This window comes from Spirosoma luteum DSM 19990 (assembly GCF_000374065.1).
GTDB lineage: Bacteria > Bacteroidota > Bacteroidia > Cytophagales > Spirosomataceae > Spirosoma > Spirosoma luteum.
Map to the genome: position 1 here is coordinate 902211 of NZ_KB893245.1, position 16757 is coordinate 918967.

Annotated in this window: 17 protein-coding genes; 7 read left to right on the top strand and 10 right to left on the bottom strand. The window is 51.3% G+C overall.

The genetic code is table 11. The features are described 5' to 3' along the window. Position 1: 1 nt before the first annotated feature. From B156_RS0103785 to B156_RS0103805, 5 genes are all read right to left on the bottom strand, one after another. Positions 2 to 658, bottom strand: coding sequence for a DUF3226 domain-containing protein (locus B156_RS0103785; RefSeq protein ID WP_018618306.1), 657 nt, complete (start codon positions 656 to 658; stop codon positions 2 to 4). Then, positions 655 to 1785 carry an AAA family ATPase gene (locus B156_RS0103790; protein ID WP_018618307.1) on the bottom strand — a complete coding sequence of 377 codons (1131 nt, stop codon included), beginning with the start codon at positions 1783 to 1785 and terminating at the stop codon, positions 655 to 657. Before B156_RS0103790 ends, B156_RS0103785 begins: the two co-directional genes overlap by 4 nt. 106 nt (positions 1786 to 1891) lie before the next feature. Beyond that, the gene (locus tag B156_RS0103795) at positions 1892 to 2347 is read right to left on the bottom strand and encodes a DsrE family protein (RefSeq protein ID WP_018618309.1); all 456 of its coding nucleotides are present in this window, start codon (positions 2345 to 2347) and stop codon (positions 1892 to 1894) included. A 24-nt stretch (positions 2348 to 2371) separates the two neighbouring features. Continuing rightward, on the bottom strand, positions 2372 to 3289 hold the full coding sequence (locus B156_RS0103800; RefSeq protein WP_018618311.1) for a c-type cytochrome: 918 nt from the start codon (positions 3287 to 3289) through the stop codon (positions 2372 to 2374). A 211-nt stretch (positions 3290 to 3500) separates the two neighbouring features. Beyond that, entirely contained in the window at positions 3501 to 4406 is a 906-nt protein-coding gene (locus tag B156_RS0103805; protein WP_018618312.1) for a ChaN family lipoprotein, read from the bottom strand. Positions 4407 to 4570: 164 nt separating this feature from the next. On the opposite strand from B156_RS0103805, the gene B156_RS0103810 reads away from it, so the two are divergent. The 5 genes from B156_RS0103810 (at position 4571) to egtD (ending at position 10435) form a co-directional block, all read left to right on the top strand. Then, positions 4571 to 5983 carry an ATP-binding protein gene (locus B156_RS0103810; protein ID WP_018618313.1) on the top strand — a complete coding sequence of 471 codons (1413 nt, stop codon included), beginning with the start codon at positions 4571 to 4573 and terminating at the stop codon, positions 5981 to 5983. Between the two features lie 99 nt (positions 5984 to 6082). Beyond that, positions 6083 to 7744 carry an FAD-dependent oxidoreductase gene (locus B156_RS0103815; RefSeq protein ID WP_018618314.1) on the top strand — a complete coding sequence of 554 codons (1662 nt, stop codon included), beginning with the start codon at positions 6083 to 6085 and terminating at the stop codon, positions 7742 to 7744. A gap of 114 nt (positions 7745 to 7858) precedes the next feature. After that, positions 7859 to 8131: a UBP-type zinc finger domain-containing protein gene (locus B156_RS30710; protein WP_084757654.1), complete on the top strand. Its 273-nt coding sequence runs from the start codon at positions 7859 to 7861 to the stop codon at positions 8129 to 8131. 145 nt (positions 8132 to 8276) lie between these two features. Further along, positions 8277 to 9461: an ergothioneine biosynthesis protein EgtB gene (gene egtB / locus B156_RS0103820; protein ID WP_018618315.1), complete on the top strand. Its 1185-nt coding sequence runs from the start codon at positions 8277 to 8279 to the stop codon at positions 9459 to 9461. Next, positions 9461 to 10435 (top strand): L-histidine N(alpha)-methyltransferase, encoded by a 975-nt coding sequence (gene egtD, locus B156_RS0103825; protein WP_018618316.1) that lies wholly within the window; start codon positions 9461 to 9463, stop codon positions 10433 to 10435. The genes egtB and egtD overlap by 1 nt, the downstream gene beginning before the upstream one ends. Before the next feature lie 85 nt (positions 10436 to 10520). Here egtD and B156_RS0103830 read toward each other — a convergent pair whose 3' ends face one another. From B156_RS0103830 to dtd, 5 genes are all read right to left on the bottom strand, one after another. Continuing rightward, positions 10521 to 10853 (bottom strand): MGMT family protein, encoded by a 333-nt coding sequence (locus B156_RS0103830; RefSeq protein WP_018618317.1) that lies wholly within the window; start codon positions 10851 to 10853, stop codon positions 10521 to 10523. A gap of 5 nt (positions 10854 to 10858) precedes the next feature. Next, positions 10859 to 11440 (bottom strand): DUF3109 family protein, encoded by a 582-nt coding sequence (locus B156_RS0103835; protein ID WP_040585034.1) that lies wholly within the window; start codon positions 11438 to 11440, stop codon positions 10859 to 10861. 74 nt (positions 11441 to 11514) lie between these two features. Beyond that, positions 11515 to 13887, bottom strand: a complete 2373-nt coding sequence (locus B156_RS0103840; protein WP_157626895.1) for a lytic transglycosylase domain-containing protein — start codon at positions 13885 to 13887, stop codon at positions 11515 to 11517. 55 nt (positions 13888 to 13942) lie between these two features. Beyond that, positions 13943 to 14584, bottom strand: a complete 642-nt coding sequence (locus tag B156_RS0103845; protein WP_018618320.1) for an O-methyltransferase — start codon at positions 14582 to 14584, stop codon at positions 13943 to 13945. A 96-nt stretch (positions 14585 to 14680) separates the two neighbouring features. Further along, the gene (dtd, locus tag B156_RS0103850; protein WP_018618321.1) at positions 14681 to 15133 is read right to left on the bottom strand and encodes a D-aminoacyl-tRNA deacylase; all 453 of its coding nucleotides are present in this window, start codon (positions 15131 to 15133) and stop codon (positions 14681 to 14683) included. Positions 15134 to 15419: 286 nt separating this feature from the next. Here dtd and B156_RS0103855 point away from each other — a divergent pair, with 286 nt between their 5' ends. Then, complete coding sequence (locus tag B156_RS0103855) at positions 15420 to 15641, top strand: hypothetical protein (RefSeq protein ID WP_018618322.1); 222 nt, start codon at positions 15420 to 15422, stop codon at positions 15639 to 15641. A gap of 63 nt (positions 15642 to 15704) precedes the next feature. Next, entirely contained in the window at positions 15705 to 16724 is a 1020-nt protein-coding gene (locus B156_RS0103860) for an alkaline phosphatase D family protein (protein ID WP_026260575.1), read from the top strand. The last annotated feature ends 33 nt before the right edge of the window (positions 16725 to 16757 follow it).

The following is a 16757-nucleotide window of genomic DNA, read 5'->3' on the forward strand; positions in this document are numbered from 1 at the left end:
CTTAGTAAGGATTAAAAAGTCGGTTCAGCCAGCTGACAAAACGGAGACAGAGCTCGGCGTTATGGTCGAGATAGGTTTTAGTCAAAGCCAGGCCCATTGGCGTGCCGGGGTCTTTCTGCCAAGCTAACCAGGTATGAATAAATGCCTTCGCCCGGTGGGACTGAGGATTGTAAAGGCTATCAATATTCAGTCCTTCTATTTTTCTGAGTACCTCACCAACGTACGGACGAAGTAAGTCACTTTCTGGAATAAGGTACTGGACAAAATCTTCAAGCATTCCCAATTGTAGGTTATCGGGCATGAGCCAGATTCCTACAGTTGGATTGCGGTCAATTCCGGCGATAACGGTCCCATCTTTTTCCGGTAATTCTGGAACCTCATAATTCTCTTTACGGAGCGTATCGCGGATACTATCCCAACGAGCTTTTAAATCTTTATCTGCATCCAGTACAATACCAATTGTGTTAATCTTTGGACGCTGAAGTTTAATCCGGGCGACAATTTGGTCAGGCATTTTGTCAATTCCTTCGCAATCAACAATCTCGAAATTATCCGGTAATTGATGGGCGTCGCGGATCGTCGCCGTTACATACAAATCGTCTTTTCCTTCAACTAGTAGCTTGAACGAAAATTTCCTTCTACTAATATTCTCACTCATCGGGGATCGACGTGAACGCGGGTGGTGGATTGAATTTCGTTGGCATCGTAAACCGTTGCTTCGATATTGCCTTCGTAATTCTCAAGTCGTATCATGGTCCCGAATTCTAAATCCTGTTTTCCATTATTCAGTACGGCGGAGAACGCTTCAATGCAATCGAGGCTATGGGTAGTAGCAAACACCTGAATGTTTAGCTTTTCGGCGAGGTAAAAGATGATCTCCCAGAGCTTTTCCTGCACGGAATAGTGTAATCCGTTTTCAAATTCGTCAATGAGCAGGTAACCACTGCTTTCACAGTTAACAGCGGCCAAGATGATAGAGAATACACGGCCTACCCCATCACCCATACTTGAAAGTGCCTGTCTTTGACCGTCACCCGTTCTGACGATTGGGCGGCCATCACCCACTAAACTAAATCTTTTTATACTTGGCTCTATAATCTGTAACGCCTTTAAAACATCATCTTCCGATTCCGTTAAGGCTACTTTATTCCAGAGTTCTGGTATTGTTTCAAGAGTCTGATTCTTAGCATCAACAAACTGAAGGAAAACGGAAGAATTATCTTTTGCAAAGTAATGCTCGGAAAAAAGCAGTTCATCAGTCAGCGAAATTCTGTGCTGATAAATCCCCCCATGTCTTGTCAATAGTATCTCTACACGGGACTCCCGCTTTTCGACTTGCTCCGAAGATGTAGCAATGACGTATTCATTATATTCGTTACCATTTTCGCCTGACCGACTCACTGCATAGCTGTTTACCAAAGCTATTCGCAAAATTTCATAAGCATCCTGGCCAGCTAATTCCCCTATGTAAATTCGCTTATCTTCCTGTTCATCGCTTATAAAAAAGTTCGTATTCCTATCAGTGAAAAGAGATTTTAAGGTGGTTAAGTTTGACTCTACAGAGCTATTTTGCTTCTCAAAATCAGGGTAAAATTCACCTCTCTTTCGAAGTAGCTTTCGAATCGTGGGAAGTTCATTTCCTTGTTCAGCGTGTATAGCTAATGCTTCCAGTACCGATGTTTTTCCCGTATTGTTTTTCCCGACCAGCAAGTTCACCCGACCTAATTTTTCGATGGTCAGGTGGCGAAGATTGCGGTAGTTGCGTATTTCGAGTGAGCGTAACATGAAAGAGTGTGTTTATCGTATGCCAAAATACGAGTTTATACGGGCTTTAACCAAAACAGCCCGTTACCAGCTTATGGCAACGGGCTGTTTTTATGATTTGTAGAACCTACGGGCGGATAACAGCCCAGCCGTCTTCCTGACGGATAATAAGTTCGCCGTTGGCGGTGGGGACGTAGCTGATGAAGGGGAATAACTCCTCCCGTTTGATTTTCCGCATCCGCATAGTGTTTTCGCACATGGCTAGAATAACACCCTGCTTTTGCAGATTTTGAAGTTGTTGTTCATACTGAGGCTTGTCTTTGCGGTACAGTATGTTTGCCCCACCATACACGACCAGCTCCATGTCCAGTTTTCCTTTCAGGCGTGGGTCGTTCAGGGCGTTCTGGATGTTGGCCAGGGCGTGACTGATAACGGATGTGTCGGCCGTGTTCAACTGGTATACCGCCCGGTAGCGCGACTTGGTAGCTTCGGCCCCGTGGAAGGCACCGGTCTCACTGGTTTGCGCCATGGCCGGAGCGATAGCCAGTAACACGAGCGCGAACAGGTAGGTTAGTTTTTTCATGGTTGCTTTATTTTTCAGGTGAAGTTACTGTTTCTTTCGGGCATCGGCAATGGGCTGAAACGGGCCAAACTTATGCTGCTGTTCCGGGAAGGCATCGGCATAGGGGCCGGTGGGGAAATCAATTGGTTTGCTGGCTACGTTAGGCCAGTCATGGCTTTGGTCTTTGTGGGGGCGGGGCATGGAGTTAATGAAGGCTCCTACATCCCAGGCTTCCTCGTCGGTTAATTGCGGATTAGCGTACGAACTCCCAAAAGGCATGTTGTTTTTAACATACCCGGCAAAGCTGGATAAGCGGTACAGGCCCGCTCCATCATTATAACTGTTTGGCCCCCACATGGGTGGATAAACGTATTCCGATGCTCCGGCCACTTTCGTTCCTTCGCCTTTTACGCCGTGGCAAACCTTACATTTGGCCACATATATCTGTCGGCCTTTGGTGGAATCAGCGGCACGGTCCAGGTAGGCTACTTTTACCAGACCTACCCCCTCGGGCCGTTGCCCTTTGGCCACATCTGTACCAAGCCACCGCATATACGCTACCATCGCCTGCATTTCCCGGCTCGCACTGTCGGGTGCTTTGCCCCCCAAACTGCGTTCAAAGCAATCGGATATGCGTTTAATGACCGTTTCTACCGCCCCCGACCGTTCGCGAAAACGGGGATAGGTGGAAAACACGGCGGAGTAATTATTGCCCAGAACTTTGGTACCCGCTTCAAGGTGGCAGTTCTGGCAGTTCATACCGTTGGACAAATGCTTCACCGAACCATTTGGCCCCAGGTACTTAGCCGTGTGAGCAACCAGGTCGCGCCCATACCGGATTTGTTTACCCAGTGCTCCGGCCGGAATTTGGCTGTCGGCAGGCGGTTTCCAGTAAGTTGGTGGTACCAGTGCGGCCAGCGTAACTACGCAGATAAGGCCACTAAGAATGATTAAATGCTTCATCAACTGTAAATATAGCAGTGCTTATCAATTGCCGTGAGGTGAATGGTAGCCCCTGGCAAACAATTAATTTAACGGTTGATCTAAACGACTTTAACCCGTTAACGAATGAATAGTCATTGAGACTATCTGGTGTTATAACTGTCGCATACAGGGGAAGGGAAAAAAGTAACTATAAAGCCATCTGCCAGTAATACGCTATCTGTTTTTTTAGTCAATACGTCTTGGTCATATCGGCGGGAATAGCCAGCACAAAATCGGCCAGATTCCGGTTCTCCCGGTCGGGCTTGTCGGTGTCGGGCATTTCGACGGAGGAAAGGGTCAGGATTTTCAGATTGGGCCGCTGCTGGCGCAGATACCAGCTGATACCTTCAAAGTTTTTGGAGTGATAATCGCCGTTCAGATGCAGGAAAGTTTGGCCCGGTTTCAGGTTTTGTAGAATAAAATAGGCCATCGTGGCGTCTTTAATGGCTTGGGCACGGGCAAAATTTGCCGTCATATCCGCGTTTGCAGTCGGATGTCCACTTTTCGTTGTCCCCGAAGCTCCATGTGCCGGCCCGCTCATCATTTCCATCATGGCTTTGTAGCCCGGCAAGGTCAGGTCAACGGTGAGCGGCAGGGGAGCCATCTGGCTTTTGGCCTTTGCCGAAACCGTATCAAGGGCCGATAATCCCTGCCGCGAAACCAGACGGGCGTACTGGCGTGGCACGTTGGTGGCAATGAACGGAATACGTTGCTCGCGGGCAAAGTCCGTAATGGGTTTATAGTCGGTCTCGTAATTGGTCCAGAGCCGGGCCTGCGCAGCCAGTTCCTGTGCCGTTGTTTGCCCCTGCACGTAATTGCTTAGGGCTGTCTGGGTATCCGTCTCAAACATTTCGGCCCCCAGTACCAGATTTCCCTTTTTCTGGTACTGTAAATCTTTGGTCAGCTGGAGTTCGAGCCAGTGGCAAATGGGATTATTATGCAGTTCTCCAAACAAAACGACATCCGCATCGGCTGCCTGGCGAAGCAGTTTTGCGTAGGTAGTCGCTTTAAGCGTAGGCGTATAGAGTTGATAAGCCGGTTTGTCGGAGCGAAAGGCAACAAGCAGTAAACTAAACAGAAGCAGCGTATGACGCATAGCAGAGAAAATACGTTTTAGTAAGTTAACGTCTTTTTGGTAACTAATCGCGCTTACAAATCGTTACGCATCAGGCTCTCCAATCAGTATACTTTGCTGCATTACACTACTCTTTCACTCGATGGAGGAGCCAGGTTTTTACCCATTTTTATATTCCTTCCGGCATGAATCTGTTAAAAACCCTCCACCAGTTTCCCCTCTTTGACCAGGTACCCGACGAGCAACTTCAGTGGTTTATTGACCGGGCCGAGGTTGTCTCCTTGCCCGAAGAGACCGTCATTAACAAACCCGGCTCACCAGCCGATTACCTGATAGTGCTGCTCGACGGTCGTATTCGGATTGATGCCGGAACGGGTGGGGCCGGGGATGAGTTGCTGTCTTTTGAACCACATTCGGTGCTGGGTGTGCTGCCTTTTTCGCGCATGAAAACCAATGTAAACTGGGTAATAACCAGCTCACCAGTGCAGATGCTGCAACTGCACCGTACCCACCTGCCCGACCTGATTCATACGTGCTATGAACTGACCGAAAGCCTGGTGCATCAGATGACTACGCGGGTTCGGGACTTTACTAAACTGACCCAGCAAAATGAGAAATTAGCGTCGTTGGGTCGGTTGTCGGCGGGGTTGGCGCACGAACTGAACAACCCGGTGGCCGCCGTTGTGCGCTCGGCCGATACGCTTAGAACCCACATGCGGGCTACACCGGAAGCGTTCAAGACCATTATGCACCTCAGCCTGACCGACGAGCAGGTCGATTCAGTGAATACCGTATTCTTTAAAAAAGTAGACCAGCAGTCGGGCGCAGACCCGGCACAGCGTCTATCACTTCTGGAACGGAGTAGTCTGGAGGATGAAGTAGCCGACTGGCTCGACGATCATGGCGTTGATGATACCATGGACCTGGTTGGGCCACTGATTGACTACGGTTTTACGGTGGATGACCTGGACTGGATTCTGGAAAAAATTGGCGATGAGAATCTGGCCGGTGTAATTAACTGGCTGGTTAACAATTTGGTGACCGAAAAGCTGGTATTCGACATCAGCGAGGCATCCAAACGTATTTCTATCCTGACCGACTCCATCAAAAACTACACGCATATGGACCGGGGTGGGGGTAAAGAAACGGTTAAACTGGCCGACGGTATTAACAATACCCTCACGCTGCTGAATCACAAAGTAAAAAGTAAACATATTACCGTGACGGTAGCCTTAGCGCCCAACCTGCCCGCCATTTGTGGCTGGCCTGGTGAATTGAATCAGGTCTGGACAAACCTGATTGATAATGCCATCGATGCCATGCCCGACGGAGGCTCCCTCGCCATTGACAGTCAGCTTGATGAACGGCCCGACGGGTCGGCGTTTGTGCTGACCAAAGTAATCGACAACGGGTCTGGCATTTCGGCCGATATCACCGATAAAATATTCGAGCCTTTTTTTACGACAAAGGAAATCGGCAAAGGCACCGGACTCGGACTGGACATTGTGCAGGGTATCATAAAGCATCACAACGGTTCCATAAAAGTAAAATCAGAACCGGGTCGCACCGAGTTCAGCGTATGCCTGCCCACTCAATGAGTGAATGAGCGAAAGGGTGCCAGAGCGAAAAAAAACGCCTGATACTCTTTCGCTCATCTACCCATTCGCTCATTCAATCTTTCGCTCTTTATAAAAGTTATGCGTCTTCCTATCATTTTTGCCATTGACGACGACCCGCAGGTATTGCAGGCTATTCAGCATGATTTACGGCAGCAGTACCGCAAAAAATACCGTATCCTTTGCACCAGTTCGTCCCAGGAAGCCCTCGATTCGTTGCCTGAGCTAAAAAAGAAAGGCGAAGTTGTGGCCCTGTTCCTGTCGGACCAGAAGATGCCCGTTATGACGGGTGTCGAATTCCTGTCGAAGGCGCGTAAACTGTTCCCCGATGCCAAACGGGCCTTGCTGACGGCCTATTCCGACATCGACGCGGCCATACGGGCCATTAATGAGGTACAACTGGATTACTACATCGCCAAGCCCTGGGACCCACCCGAAGAAAAACTGTACCCGGTGCTGGAAGACCTCCTTGCCGATTGGCAGGCGAACTACCGGCCCGATTTTGATGGGTTAAAGCTGATCGGCTATCAGTTTTCCCCCCGGTCTCACGAGTTGAAAGATTTTCTGGCGGGTAACCTGTTCCCGTATCAGTGGCTCGATATAGAAACGAACCCACGGGCGCAGGAGCTGCTTGATTTGCACGGAAAGAGCCAGAGCGATTTACCCGCCGTTGTTTTTGACGATGGAACGCTTTTGACTCAGCCCAGCCTGAGTGAAGTAGGCGAGAAACTGGGACTACAACCCAAAGCGTCTCTGGGGCTTTATGACCTGGCCATTATTGGCGCTGGTCCTGCCGGACTGGCAGCCGCTGTTTACGGGGGTTCAGAAGGGCTGAGAACGATTCTGGTCGATAAAAGAGCCCCCGGTGGGCAGGCAGGTACTAGCTCCCGCATCGAAAATTACCTCGGTTTCCCCAATGGCCTGAGCGGGTCCGACCTGACCCGGCGGGCCATTACCCAGGCACAACGGTTTGGCGTAGAGTTTCTGGCTCCGCAGGAGGTCGTTTCTATCAAGTCGCAGGGGCAGTATAAGCACATAAAAATGTCGGACGACACGGAAGTTGTAGCGCGGGCTATTGTGCTGAGCACCGGGGTATCGTACCACAAACTGGAAAACGAAAGCCTCGATAAATACACCGGAGCGGGCGTTTATTACGGCGCAGCTACTACCGAAGCTGTCGCCTTTAAAGGGAAGACTGTGTACATCGTGGGCGGGGGGAACTCGGCTGGTCAGGGAGCTATGTACCTGTCCCGTACGGCGGCCCAAGTGTTTATCTGCGTCCGGCGGCCGGACTTGTCCGAAACAATGTCGCAATACCTCATCGACCAGATTGACAAAACACCCAATATAACGGTGGTGGGCTGTACCGAAGTGGTAGAGGGGCTGGGCAATAATGAGCTGGAGTGCCTGGTGCTGGAAGATATGGATACAAAAGAGCACCGGACAGTGGAAGCCGCCGGACTGTTTATTTTTATTGGGACGAAACCCTTCACCGACTGGATAGAGATGGATATCCTGAAAGACCCGAAAGGCTTTATCGCTACGGGCCGGGATATGGCGAAGTTTGCCGAGTTCAGAAGCGTCTGGAAACTGGGGCGGGAACCCTACCTGCTGGAAACCTGTAGCCCCGGTATTTTTGCCGCTGGCGATGTTCGGGCGGGTGCCATGAATCGGGTAGCATCGGCCGTAGGCGAAGGAGCCATGGCCGTAAGCTTCGTCCATAAATACCTGGCCGAAAACTAAGAGGTGTAGGATGGTCAAAATACCCAGCCCCTCCACAGTAGGGAGGGGCTGGGGTGTACGTCATCAATCGATACTCCCTTTACCCCCTATATCATACATCATATAGCCAAAACTATGCTTAAACAAACCACCTGCAACCACTTATCAGCCATCACCAATATCCGTCCGGCCACTGAATACGTTTGCGACGAATGCGTAAAAACGGGCGATACTTGGGTGCACCTGCGTACCTGCCAGACGTGCGGAACGACGCTTTGTTGCAATTCTTCCCCCAACCAGCACGCTACGAAGCATTTTTTAGCCAGTCATCACCCGGTAGTCATCTCCGCCGAGCCGGGTGAACGGTGGCTCTGGTGTTACGCTGATGAACAAATGGCCGCATATTAAAACAAGGTGGTTGAGTTTACTGTTTTTGGTTTACGGTTTACGCTGGAGTGGTAGCGCGAAACGAACATAGCCTAAAGCCCCACAGGAACGCTCCAGTCTGCTACCCGGCCCGGCATGTACTGAATACCATAAACCGTGAACCATTATGATTGCTGAACAAACACTAACTGAACAATACCTGCGTGTACGGGCTCATTCCGAGGCCATCTGCCGGGGACTCGAAACCGAAGATTATGTTGTGCAACCCATTGCCGATGTGAGCCCGCCCAAGTGGCATTTGGGGCATACAACCTGGTTTTGGGAAACATTTCTGCTGGCTCCGAACCTCCCCGGCTATCGCGTTTTTCACGACGATTTTAGCTACGTTTTCAACAGCTATTACGAAACTGTTGGCAAGCGGGTTCTGCGTACGAACCGGGGTAATTTGAGCCGCCCAACGGTGGCGGGTGTGTATGCGTACCGAGCGTATGTAGATGAACACATGAGTCGCTTTCTGGATACGGCTGCCTTTACGGATGATCTGCTTGCCCTGATTGACATTGGGCTAAATCATGAGCAGCAACACCAGGAACTGCTTATTACGGACATCAAGTACATTCTGGGTCATAATCCCCTGCTTCCGGCCGTGGAGATGCCTTTTGTTGAGTATCCCACGCTGACCAACGCCCCGCCCGTTAGTCTTGAGTCGGGTATTTACACGATTGGTTTCCAACGCAACGGACGGGGGAACGGCGCATTCTGCTTTGACAATGAACTGAATCCGCATAAGGTGTACCTCAACGACACAGTGCTGAACGGCAATCTGGTCACCAATGGGGAATATAGCGCGTTTATCGAGTCCGGTGGCTATCAAAATTTCCGATACTGGTTGTCCGATGGTTGGGCGTGGGTCAACGCAAATGGTGTTCAGGCTCCGTTGTACTGGCATAGGATTGACGGTAACTGGTGGTATTATACCTTCGACGGCTTGCAACCCGTTGACCCGGATGCGCCGGTTAGTCACGTTAGCCAATACGAAGCCGACGCGTATGCCCGCTGGAAAGGGCAGCGGCTCCCCACCGAATTTGAGTGGGAAGCCGCTGCCCAATCGGGTGGTATCAACTGGGGAACCCGCTGGGAGTGGACAAATTCGGCTTACCTGCCTTATCCCGGTTTCGTAACCGCCGAAGGTGCCGTGGGCGAATACAATGGTAAATTCATGAGCGGACAATTGGTATTGCGCGGTGCCTCGGTGGCCACACCCGAAGGGCACTCCCGACCAACCTACCGCAATTTTTTTCAACCTGACAAGCAATGGCAGTTTACGGGAATACGCCTGGCGAATCTATAATGGAAACGCCTTTTATGGAGCAGCACGAATCCGATGCGGCCCTGGTTGATGAAGTACGAACGGGGTTGCAGCAAATCCCCAAGCGGCTATCGTCACGCTTTTTTTATGATGCCGAAGGAAGCCGAATTTTTGCTGAAATAATGCACACGCCGGACTACTACCTGACCCGGTCAGAGTACGAAATTCTGGATACCCAGAAGGCCGACCTGCTGCGGTTATTCACTCCGGACAAACGCTCGTTCGAATTGGTAGAACTGGGTGCGGGTGACGGCCTGAAAACAAAAATTCTACTGGGCTTTTTAGCCGATCAGCAAGCCGATTTTACCTACGCTCCCGTTGATATCTCGGGCGATGCGCTGGATAAACTGGTGGCTGATGTGCAGCAACAATGGCCTGACTTGCTGCTGAATGCCCGGCATGATGATTACTTCAATGCTCTGGAGCAACTTTCCGAAGAATCCAACGCCCGGCGTATCGTGCTGTTTCTGGGTTCCAACATCGGCAATTTCACCCCCGATGAAGCTATTGATTTTTACCGGCAGCTTCACGACCGATTGCAACCCGGTGACCTGGTTCTGACGGGTTTCGACCTGCAGAAGCACCCGGCCATTATCCATGCGGCCTACAACGACCGGATGGGCCTGACCCGCGCTTTCAACCTGAACCTGCTCCGGCGCATCAATACCGAACTGGATGCCGACTTCAATCTGGCTGCTTTTGACCACTACGAAACCTATAACCCCGAAAGTGGTGAGGCTCGTTCGTACCTGGTTAGTCAGAAAGCGCAGACGGTTCGGATCAATGCACTCGATATGGCGGTACCATTTGACTACGGAGAAATTATCCATACCGAAATTTCCCGCAAGTTTACCCGCGCCCAGATTGAGGAATTGGCTCGCCAAACCGGCTTTTCGGTAACCGGCTGGTTTACCGACTGTAAAGGCTATTTCGCCGATGTAGTATTTGAGCGGTAGAAAAACAGCGAACTGATAAACATGAAAAGTGCTTCTCACAACTAATTGTGGGAAGCGCTTTTTTGTGTGCTCCGGGGAAAGGGCTCTATAGACCTAGCTCCAGAGCTGGGTCCCAGAACAGGGTTTTGAAATTGACTACCCGGTCATTATTTACCTGAATGCCCTCGTCTTCCAACAGTTGCTGCATAATGGTGGGGCCACCGAAAAAGTGCTTGCCCGTAAGTACGCCAACACTGTTGACCACCCGATGGGCAGGTACGTCGGTCTGGCTGTGAGAACCGTTCATGGCCCAGCCCACCATGCGGGCACCCGCTCGCAGACTCAGATAACGGGCAATCGTGCCATAGGTGGTCACGCGGCCCTTCGGCACCAGGCGCACAACTTCATACACTTCGTCAAAATAATCCCGTTTTTCCATTCCGTCTACACCGGCTCCGAAGTCGGAGGATTTTCAATGGCCTGAACCAGGCGGTTGTACCAGGTTTCTCCGTACGCCCGAATCAGGGCTTCGCGGACGAATTTGTAGATGGGTACATTCAACTGTTCGCCGAATCCGCAAGCAGGGCTACAGATGGGCCAGCGGTCGTAGTTAAGAGCATGGAATGATTCGTATTTGGTGACACGAATGGGGTATAGATGGCAGGAAATGGGTTTTTTCCAATCCACTTTGCCGTCGTTATAAGCGGCCTCGATGCCACACTTCAGGATGCCCCGATCATCCCAGGTGGCATAGACGCACTCCCGGCCACCAACGGTACTGGTCACAAAACCACCGTCACCGTCGGATTCGTAGCCGCCCTGTTGCTCAATAACCCCGATCCCTTCGGGGGAGAGATAGGGTTTTACGGATTCGTAGATTCGGTCGAGCATGGCGGGTTCGTCACCTTCCAGCGGGGCGCCCATATCGCCTTCAACACAACAGGCACCTTTGCACTTGTCGAGATTACAAACGAAAAACTTTTCGGCAACATCGTCGCTGATGCAGGTTGTATCAATGAGTATCATAATGGGAGGGAGGGAAAAGGGCAGGAAGGGAAATTTGTGTGACATTCTATTTCCTTCCTACCTTTTCGGACTCTTTATTCGTTCTTGATGATTTTGATTTTCTGGCCCACCTGAACCCCCGTATCCTTCAGATTATTCCATTCCTTTATCTGGTCGATACTGACACCATACTGCTGCGAAACCCGGTACATGGTTTCTCCTTTAGCAATAGTATGATAGCTTACAGTTGCTTTTGGCCCAGCTGCTGGTTTGGTTGAGGCCGACACGGCCGATTGACTCCCTGGCGTAGCTTTCACTTTCAGTTTCTTTCCTACTTCGAGCACATCATTATTCGTCAGGCTGTTGAGAGTCATTAACTCATCCACTGTCAGGCCGTACTGCCTGGAAATGCTATAGTACGTCTGGCCAGTTTCGACCGTGTGGGTCGCTGCCGACCGGTCGACGGATGCAGAAGGCGTTGCCGGGCTGTTCGTGGCTGGCGCAGGAGATACGACCGGTTTGGGTTCGGGCGTTTTAGCCACTGGCTCCGGCCTTGTGGCGGGGGTTTCTGTTTTTGGACTAACCGTGGCTGCGGGCCGGGGTGGAGCCTTGGTGGGAGGTACAGTAGACGACGTAACGATAGACCCATCGGCCTGTTGTTCGGTCGGCCCCTTATACGTACCCGTTTCGGGCCGCCCCATGTCCGTGTCCGAAACGGGAGCTTTTTTAGATTGACGGGTGTACGTATCCGCCCTTTTTACCGGTTTGGATTCGCTCACTGCCGAATCGGTATCAGGGGTTACCCGCTCGGGGGTGGTAGCCACGGGCACTGCTTTCGTTGGTTCGGAGGCTTCGGGCGTGCGCACAATAACGATCCGTTGGGTTCCCTCCGAACTACCACTGGCTTGCGGTGACACAGGAACGGAGCGGGTTACGGTAGGTTGTGTAACGGGCCGGACTGGCTCCGGCCGCTGGGCAGCCGCCGGTTCCGATGTTTTGTCGTCGGGTGTTACGCCACCACCTACCAGTTTGGGCTGGTACCGTTTCCGTTCCGATGCATTGCGGGGAATGTCGCTACTCCCGGCGGGGCGGGCGGGCGTATTGGCGGCTACATCGACCCGGGCTGGAGCGGGCGTGGGGGTCTGGTCATATACCGGTGGGGTAGGAGCGGTAATAATCTCGGCCGGTTTGTTGGCTGGTCTGCGTTCGCGGAGCCACATGACCCGCCCGGTGGCCAGCTTCTGCACCCGATCCAGGCGGTTGTAGCGCATCAGTTTTTTCAGCCGGATACCGTACCGCTGCGAAATACTGCGGGCTGTTTCCCCTTCGCGAACGGTGTGGAAGGGGACAAGCGCCTTGTTCCGTTTTTTTGCCAGGTAGTACACATCATTCAGCAATACGGGGTCCCGGTCGCTCATGTCGTTGTAACGCAGAAAACTCGACAGACTGATTTTTGATCGCCGGGCCAGCGAAGCGGCATTATCGCCCTCCTGCGCCTGGATACCCGGTAAGCCATTGATTTCGTAAAGAACAGGGTCATTCTTACTGCTTAACCCGGTGGTTACCTTGCGAAGAACCGGAAAGCCAACATCCGTCTGAACAAAATCGGCCGTTGGGATGGAGGTACTGGCGGCTATCTTTTGCCGAACATCATTGATTTGATCGGTGGCTACCGGTATCGCCAGCACATACTGGCGGTCGGTGGGCACGCCCCCATTCAGCACCCAGCGGTTGTACTTGCGTAGTTCAAACTCATCGATGCCTAATTCGTCGGCAATGGTTTTCAGGGATTTGCCCCCTCCGCTCGGGTATTCGATCAGGGCAAAACGGTTGCTGGTCTGGTGTGTTTGCAGCGCATTTTCGATGGCAATCTTATGGGCAAAAAACCGAAGGATGTACCGGTCGGTGCGGCCGTCGAGGGCTACCTCGCGGGCGTACGACCAATCGGGTGGAATTAGTTTGGCAATCCCGCCCGCGCCCAGGTAATACGAGTACAGGGAAGCAACCCAGTTATTAAACTGGGTGTTGCTCTTTTTCAGGTATTTAGCGGCCCCGTGGGTGGAGGCTATAATGCTTTTGCGTTCATCAATTTCATCGTCTACCCGCATTCCATTATCCGTCGCGGTCTCGCGCTTAAACTGCCAGTAACCTACTGCAGCTGACGAAGACACGGCATCCGGTGTCAGTGAACTTTCCTGAACGGCCAGGTATTTGAAATCGGTAGGGACATCCTCATCAATCAGAATGGCTTCAATCATGGGGAAATACAGGGCAACGCGGTCGAGCTTGGCCGTCCAGTATTGCCGGTTAGCCATGAGTGCATTGACATCCTGCTGTATCAGCCGACGGGCATCGGGGTCCAATTGAACTGAAATGCCGGCAAACGTGAGCCGTTCCGGTACTGTTGGCCCATTTGTCTGAGCCGATACCGCAACGCTTATCAGGGTTAAAAGTAGGAGTAAACGCATCCGTTTTTTCATATAGTATACCGCCCGGGCGGTGGTTCATGTTGGTCTGTCGTACTTATCGTTTTCGCATCATCATTATCCCGTCCCGTACGGGCAAAAGTACGTTCTCCACCCGTGGGTCTTCCTGTACTCGCTGGTTAAAGTCCGCAACTGCCTGGGTGTCTGCATCCCCCGCGCCAACGGGTTTTGCTACCTTGCCACTCCATAATACGTTATCGGCCAGTATGAAGCCGCCGGGGCGGAGTTTGTCCAGCACTAAATCGAAATAGACGGACAGGTTCCGCTTGTCGGCATCAATAAACGCCAGCTCGAATGATTCATCGAGCGTTGGGATGATATCCACTGCCTGCCCCAGTCGAAAATCAATTTTATCGTTCAGTGGAGACTGTGCCCAGTAGGAACGGGTGAAGGCTTCGAGTTCTTCATTATAGTCGATGGTTATCAACCGGCCCTCTTCGGCTAATCCTTCGGCCAGGCAAAGGGCCGAGTAGCCGGTGTAGGTGCCAATTTCAAGAATCCGGCGCGGCCGAATCATCCAGGACACCATCGCCAGAAAACGCCCCTGCACATGCCCCGACAACATGCGGGGAGCCATAATGTGGGCGTGGGTGTTGCGGTTCAGGCGGTGAAGCAACGCACTCTCGGGCGAGGTGTGGGCTTCGGCATAGGTGGTTATATTGGCAGGCAAAAAATCCATTCGGCGGTTTATCCGTATGAAATGTTGTTTCGACGGATAAGGGCTGGTTTCAGTAAAATTAACGGATAACTGGCACAAATTGGTAATTGCCAATGACTAAATACGGTTTTTCGAGTCGATCAAAATCGTTATCGGCCCATCGTTCACTAGCGAGACCTGCATATCAGCTCCAAACTCGCCCGTTTGAATTGGTTTTCCCAAATCGGTTTCCAGTTGGTGTATCATAGCTTCATAGAGCGGAATGGCTATTTCGGGGCGAGCCGCTTCGGTAAAGCCGGGGCGGTTCCCTTTTTTTGTACTGGCATAGAGCGTGAACTGACTAATGAGCAGAATATCGCCACCGACAGCAGCCAGATCGAGATTCATTTTTGCCTCGGAATCATTAAAAATACGCATCCCAACAATTTTTCGACTGAGCCACGTACTGTCTTCCTGGGTATCCGTATGGGTAATGCCAAGCAGAATCAGAAAACCCGTATTGATTTTACCTTTCACCTGCTGCTCAATCGTAACGGAAGCATGGGTAACGCGCTGAATAATAGCAATCATGGGCAGGGTATACGAACCATTTACTCAAAAACGTTACTATTTGCCTAATAGTACTAACTAATTTTGCCAGAAGGGCAAAGAATTTGCTACTGTCTTATCATAACCCGATTACCAGGCTATGTTTTAGGTTGGTTGTACGGCCAAGAGGAGGAATGCGGCTTTAGCTAATTGCCCGTGCTTCGGAGATATTTGCTTAAAAAAGCCGGCTATATTAAACCTTTGCAGGGATAGGCTGTCCATTAACCAAATACGGGTACCCTGTTCAGGTTTTGAACTAAGTTGACAAATGGAAAACAAATCGACTACACTGTTGCTGATCTCTCTGGGCCTGATAACTGTTCTGGTAGCGTATGCTGGCGGGTTGTTTGACTGGATGCTGGATTATTCCACCGAAGCCGGGAACGATACATTGGATTTACTCGGAAACACAATCGGTCTGGTGGCATTGGTAGCTTATATATACTTCGGTATTCGGTTTTTCAACCGGTTTGTCGATTCCCGGGCGTAAGGTTGTCTGGGCTGGCATTGCTTTTTACTTTTGCTGGATAACTGAATCAGTAATCCTTCTGAAATGAGAAAGCTTTTCGCACTAATGCCACTCGTTTACCTGGTCGTATCAGGTTGCCAAACGTCCAGACCAAACACGGCTGTCCCTCCCAATAAAGCCCTCACAACCATTGCCTTTGGGTCGTGTAGTGACCAGAAACGACCCCAACCCCTCTGGGACGACATCGTTGCCCAAAAACCTGATTTATGGATTTGGCTCGGCGATAATATCTATGGCGATTCGGAAAATATGGATACGTTGCGGGCCAAATACGCCCGGCAAAAAAGTAATCCCGTTTACCAGCAGTTGCGACACTCTACTCCCGTCATCGGTGTTTGGGACGACCACGACTATGGCGTAAACGATGGTGGTAAAGAATACCCGATGCGGGTAGCCAGCCAGCAGGTGATGCTCGATTTTCTGGATGTACCCGCCGAAAGCCCATTACGAACCCGGCAGGGAGGGTATTCAGCACACAGCTACGGCCCCAAAGGGCAGCGGGTGAAGGTCATTTTGCTGGATGGCCGTTATTTCCGCGACCCGCTCAAAAAAGACGGTAAAGCCAATGTGCCCGACCCAACTGGCGATGTGCTGGGAGAAGCCCAGTGGCAGTGGCTGGAAAAAGAACTGACTAACTCCGATGCTGACCTGCACGTTATTGGCAGTGGTATTCAGGTGTTGCCCGAAGAGCATATTTATGAGAAATGGGCTAATTTCCCTACCGCCCGCCAGCGGTTACTGGACCTGCTGGGCAAAACAAAACCGAAAGGGGCCTTTCTACTGAGTGGTGACCGGCACATGGCGGAGGTATCAAAAGTGGCGGTTCCGGGTTTGGGATACCCCTTGTTCGATATTACCAGCAGCGGACTAACGCACGTTTCGCCCCCGCATGAGGAACCCAACCGCCACCGGGTAGGTAATATCGTTTCCAAACTGAATTATGGCCTTATCACCATAGATTGGGCTGCTAAGCCGCTCACCGCCACCGTTCGTATCAACGGCGACGACAAGGCTACATACCTGACGCAGGCAATTACTTTTTAGAGTAACATTCGGCTTTGATGCGTAATTGACCTG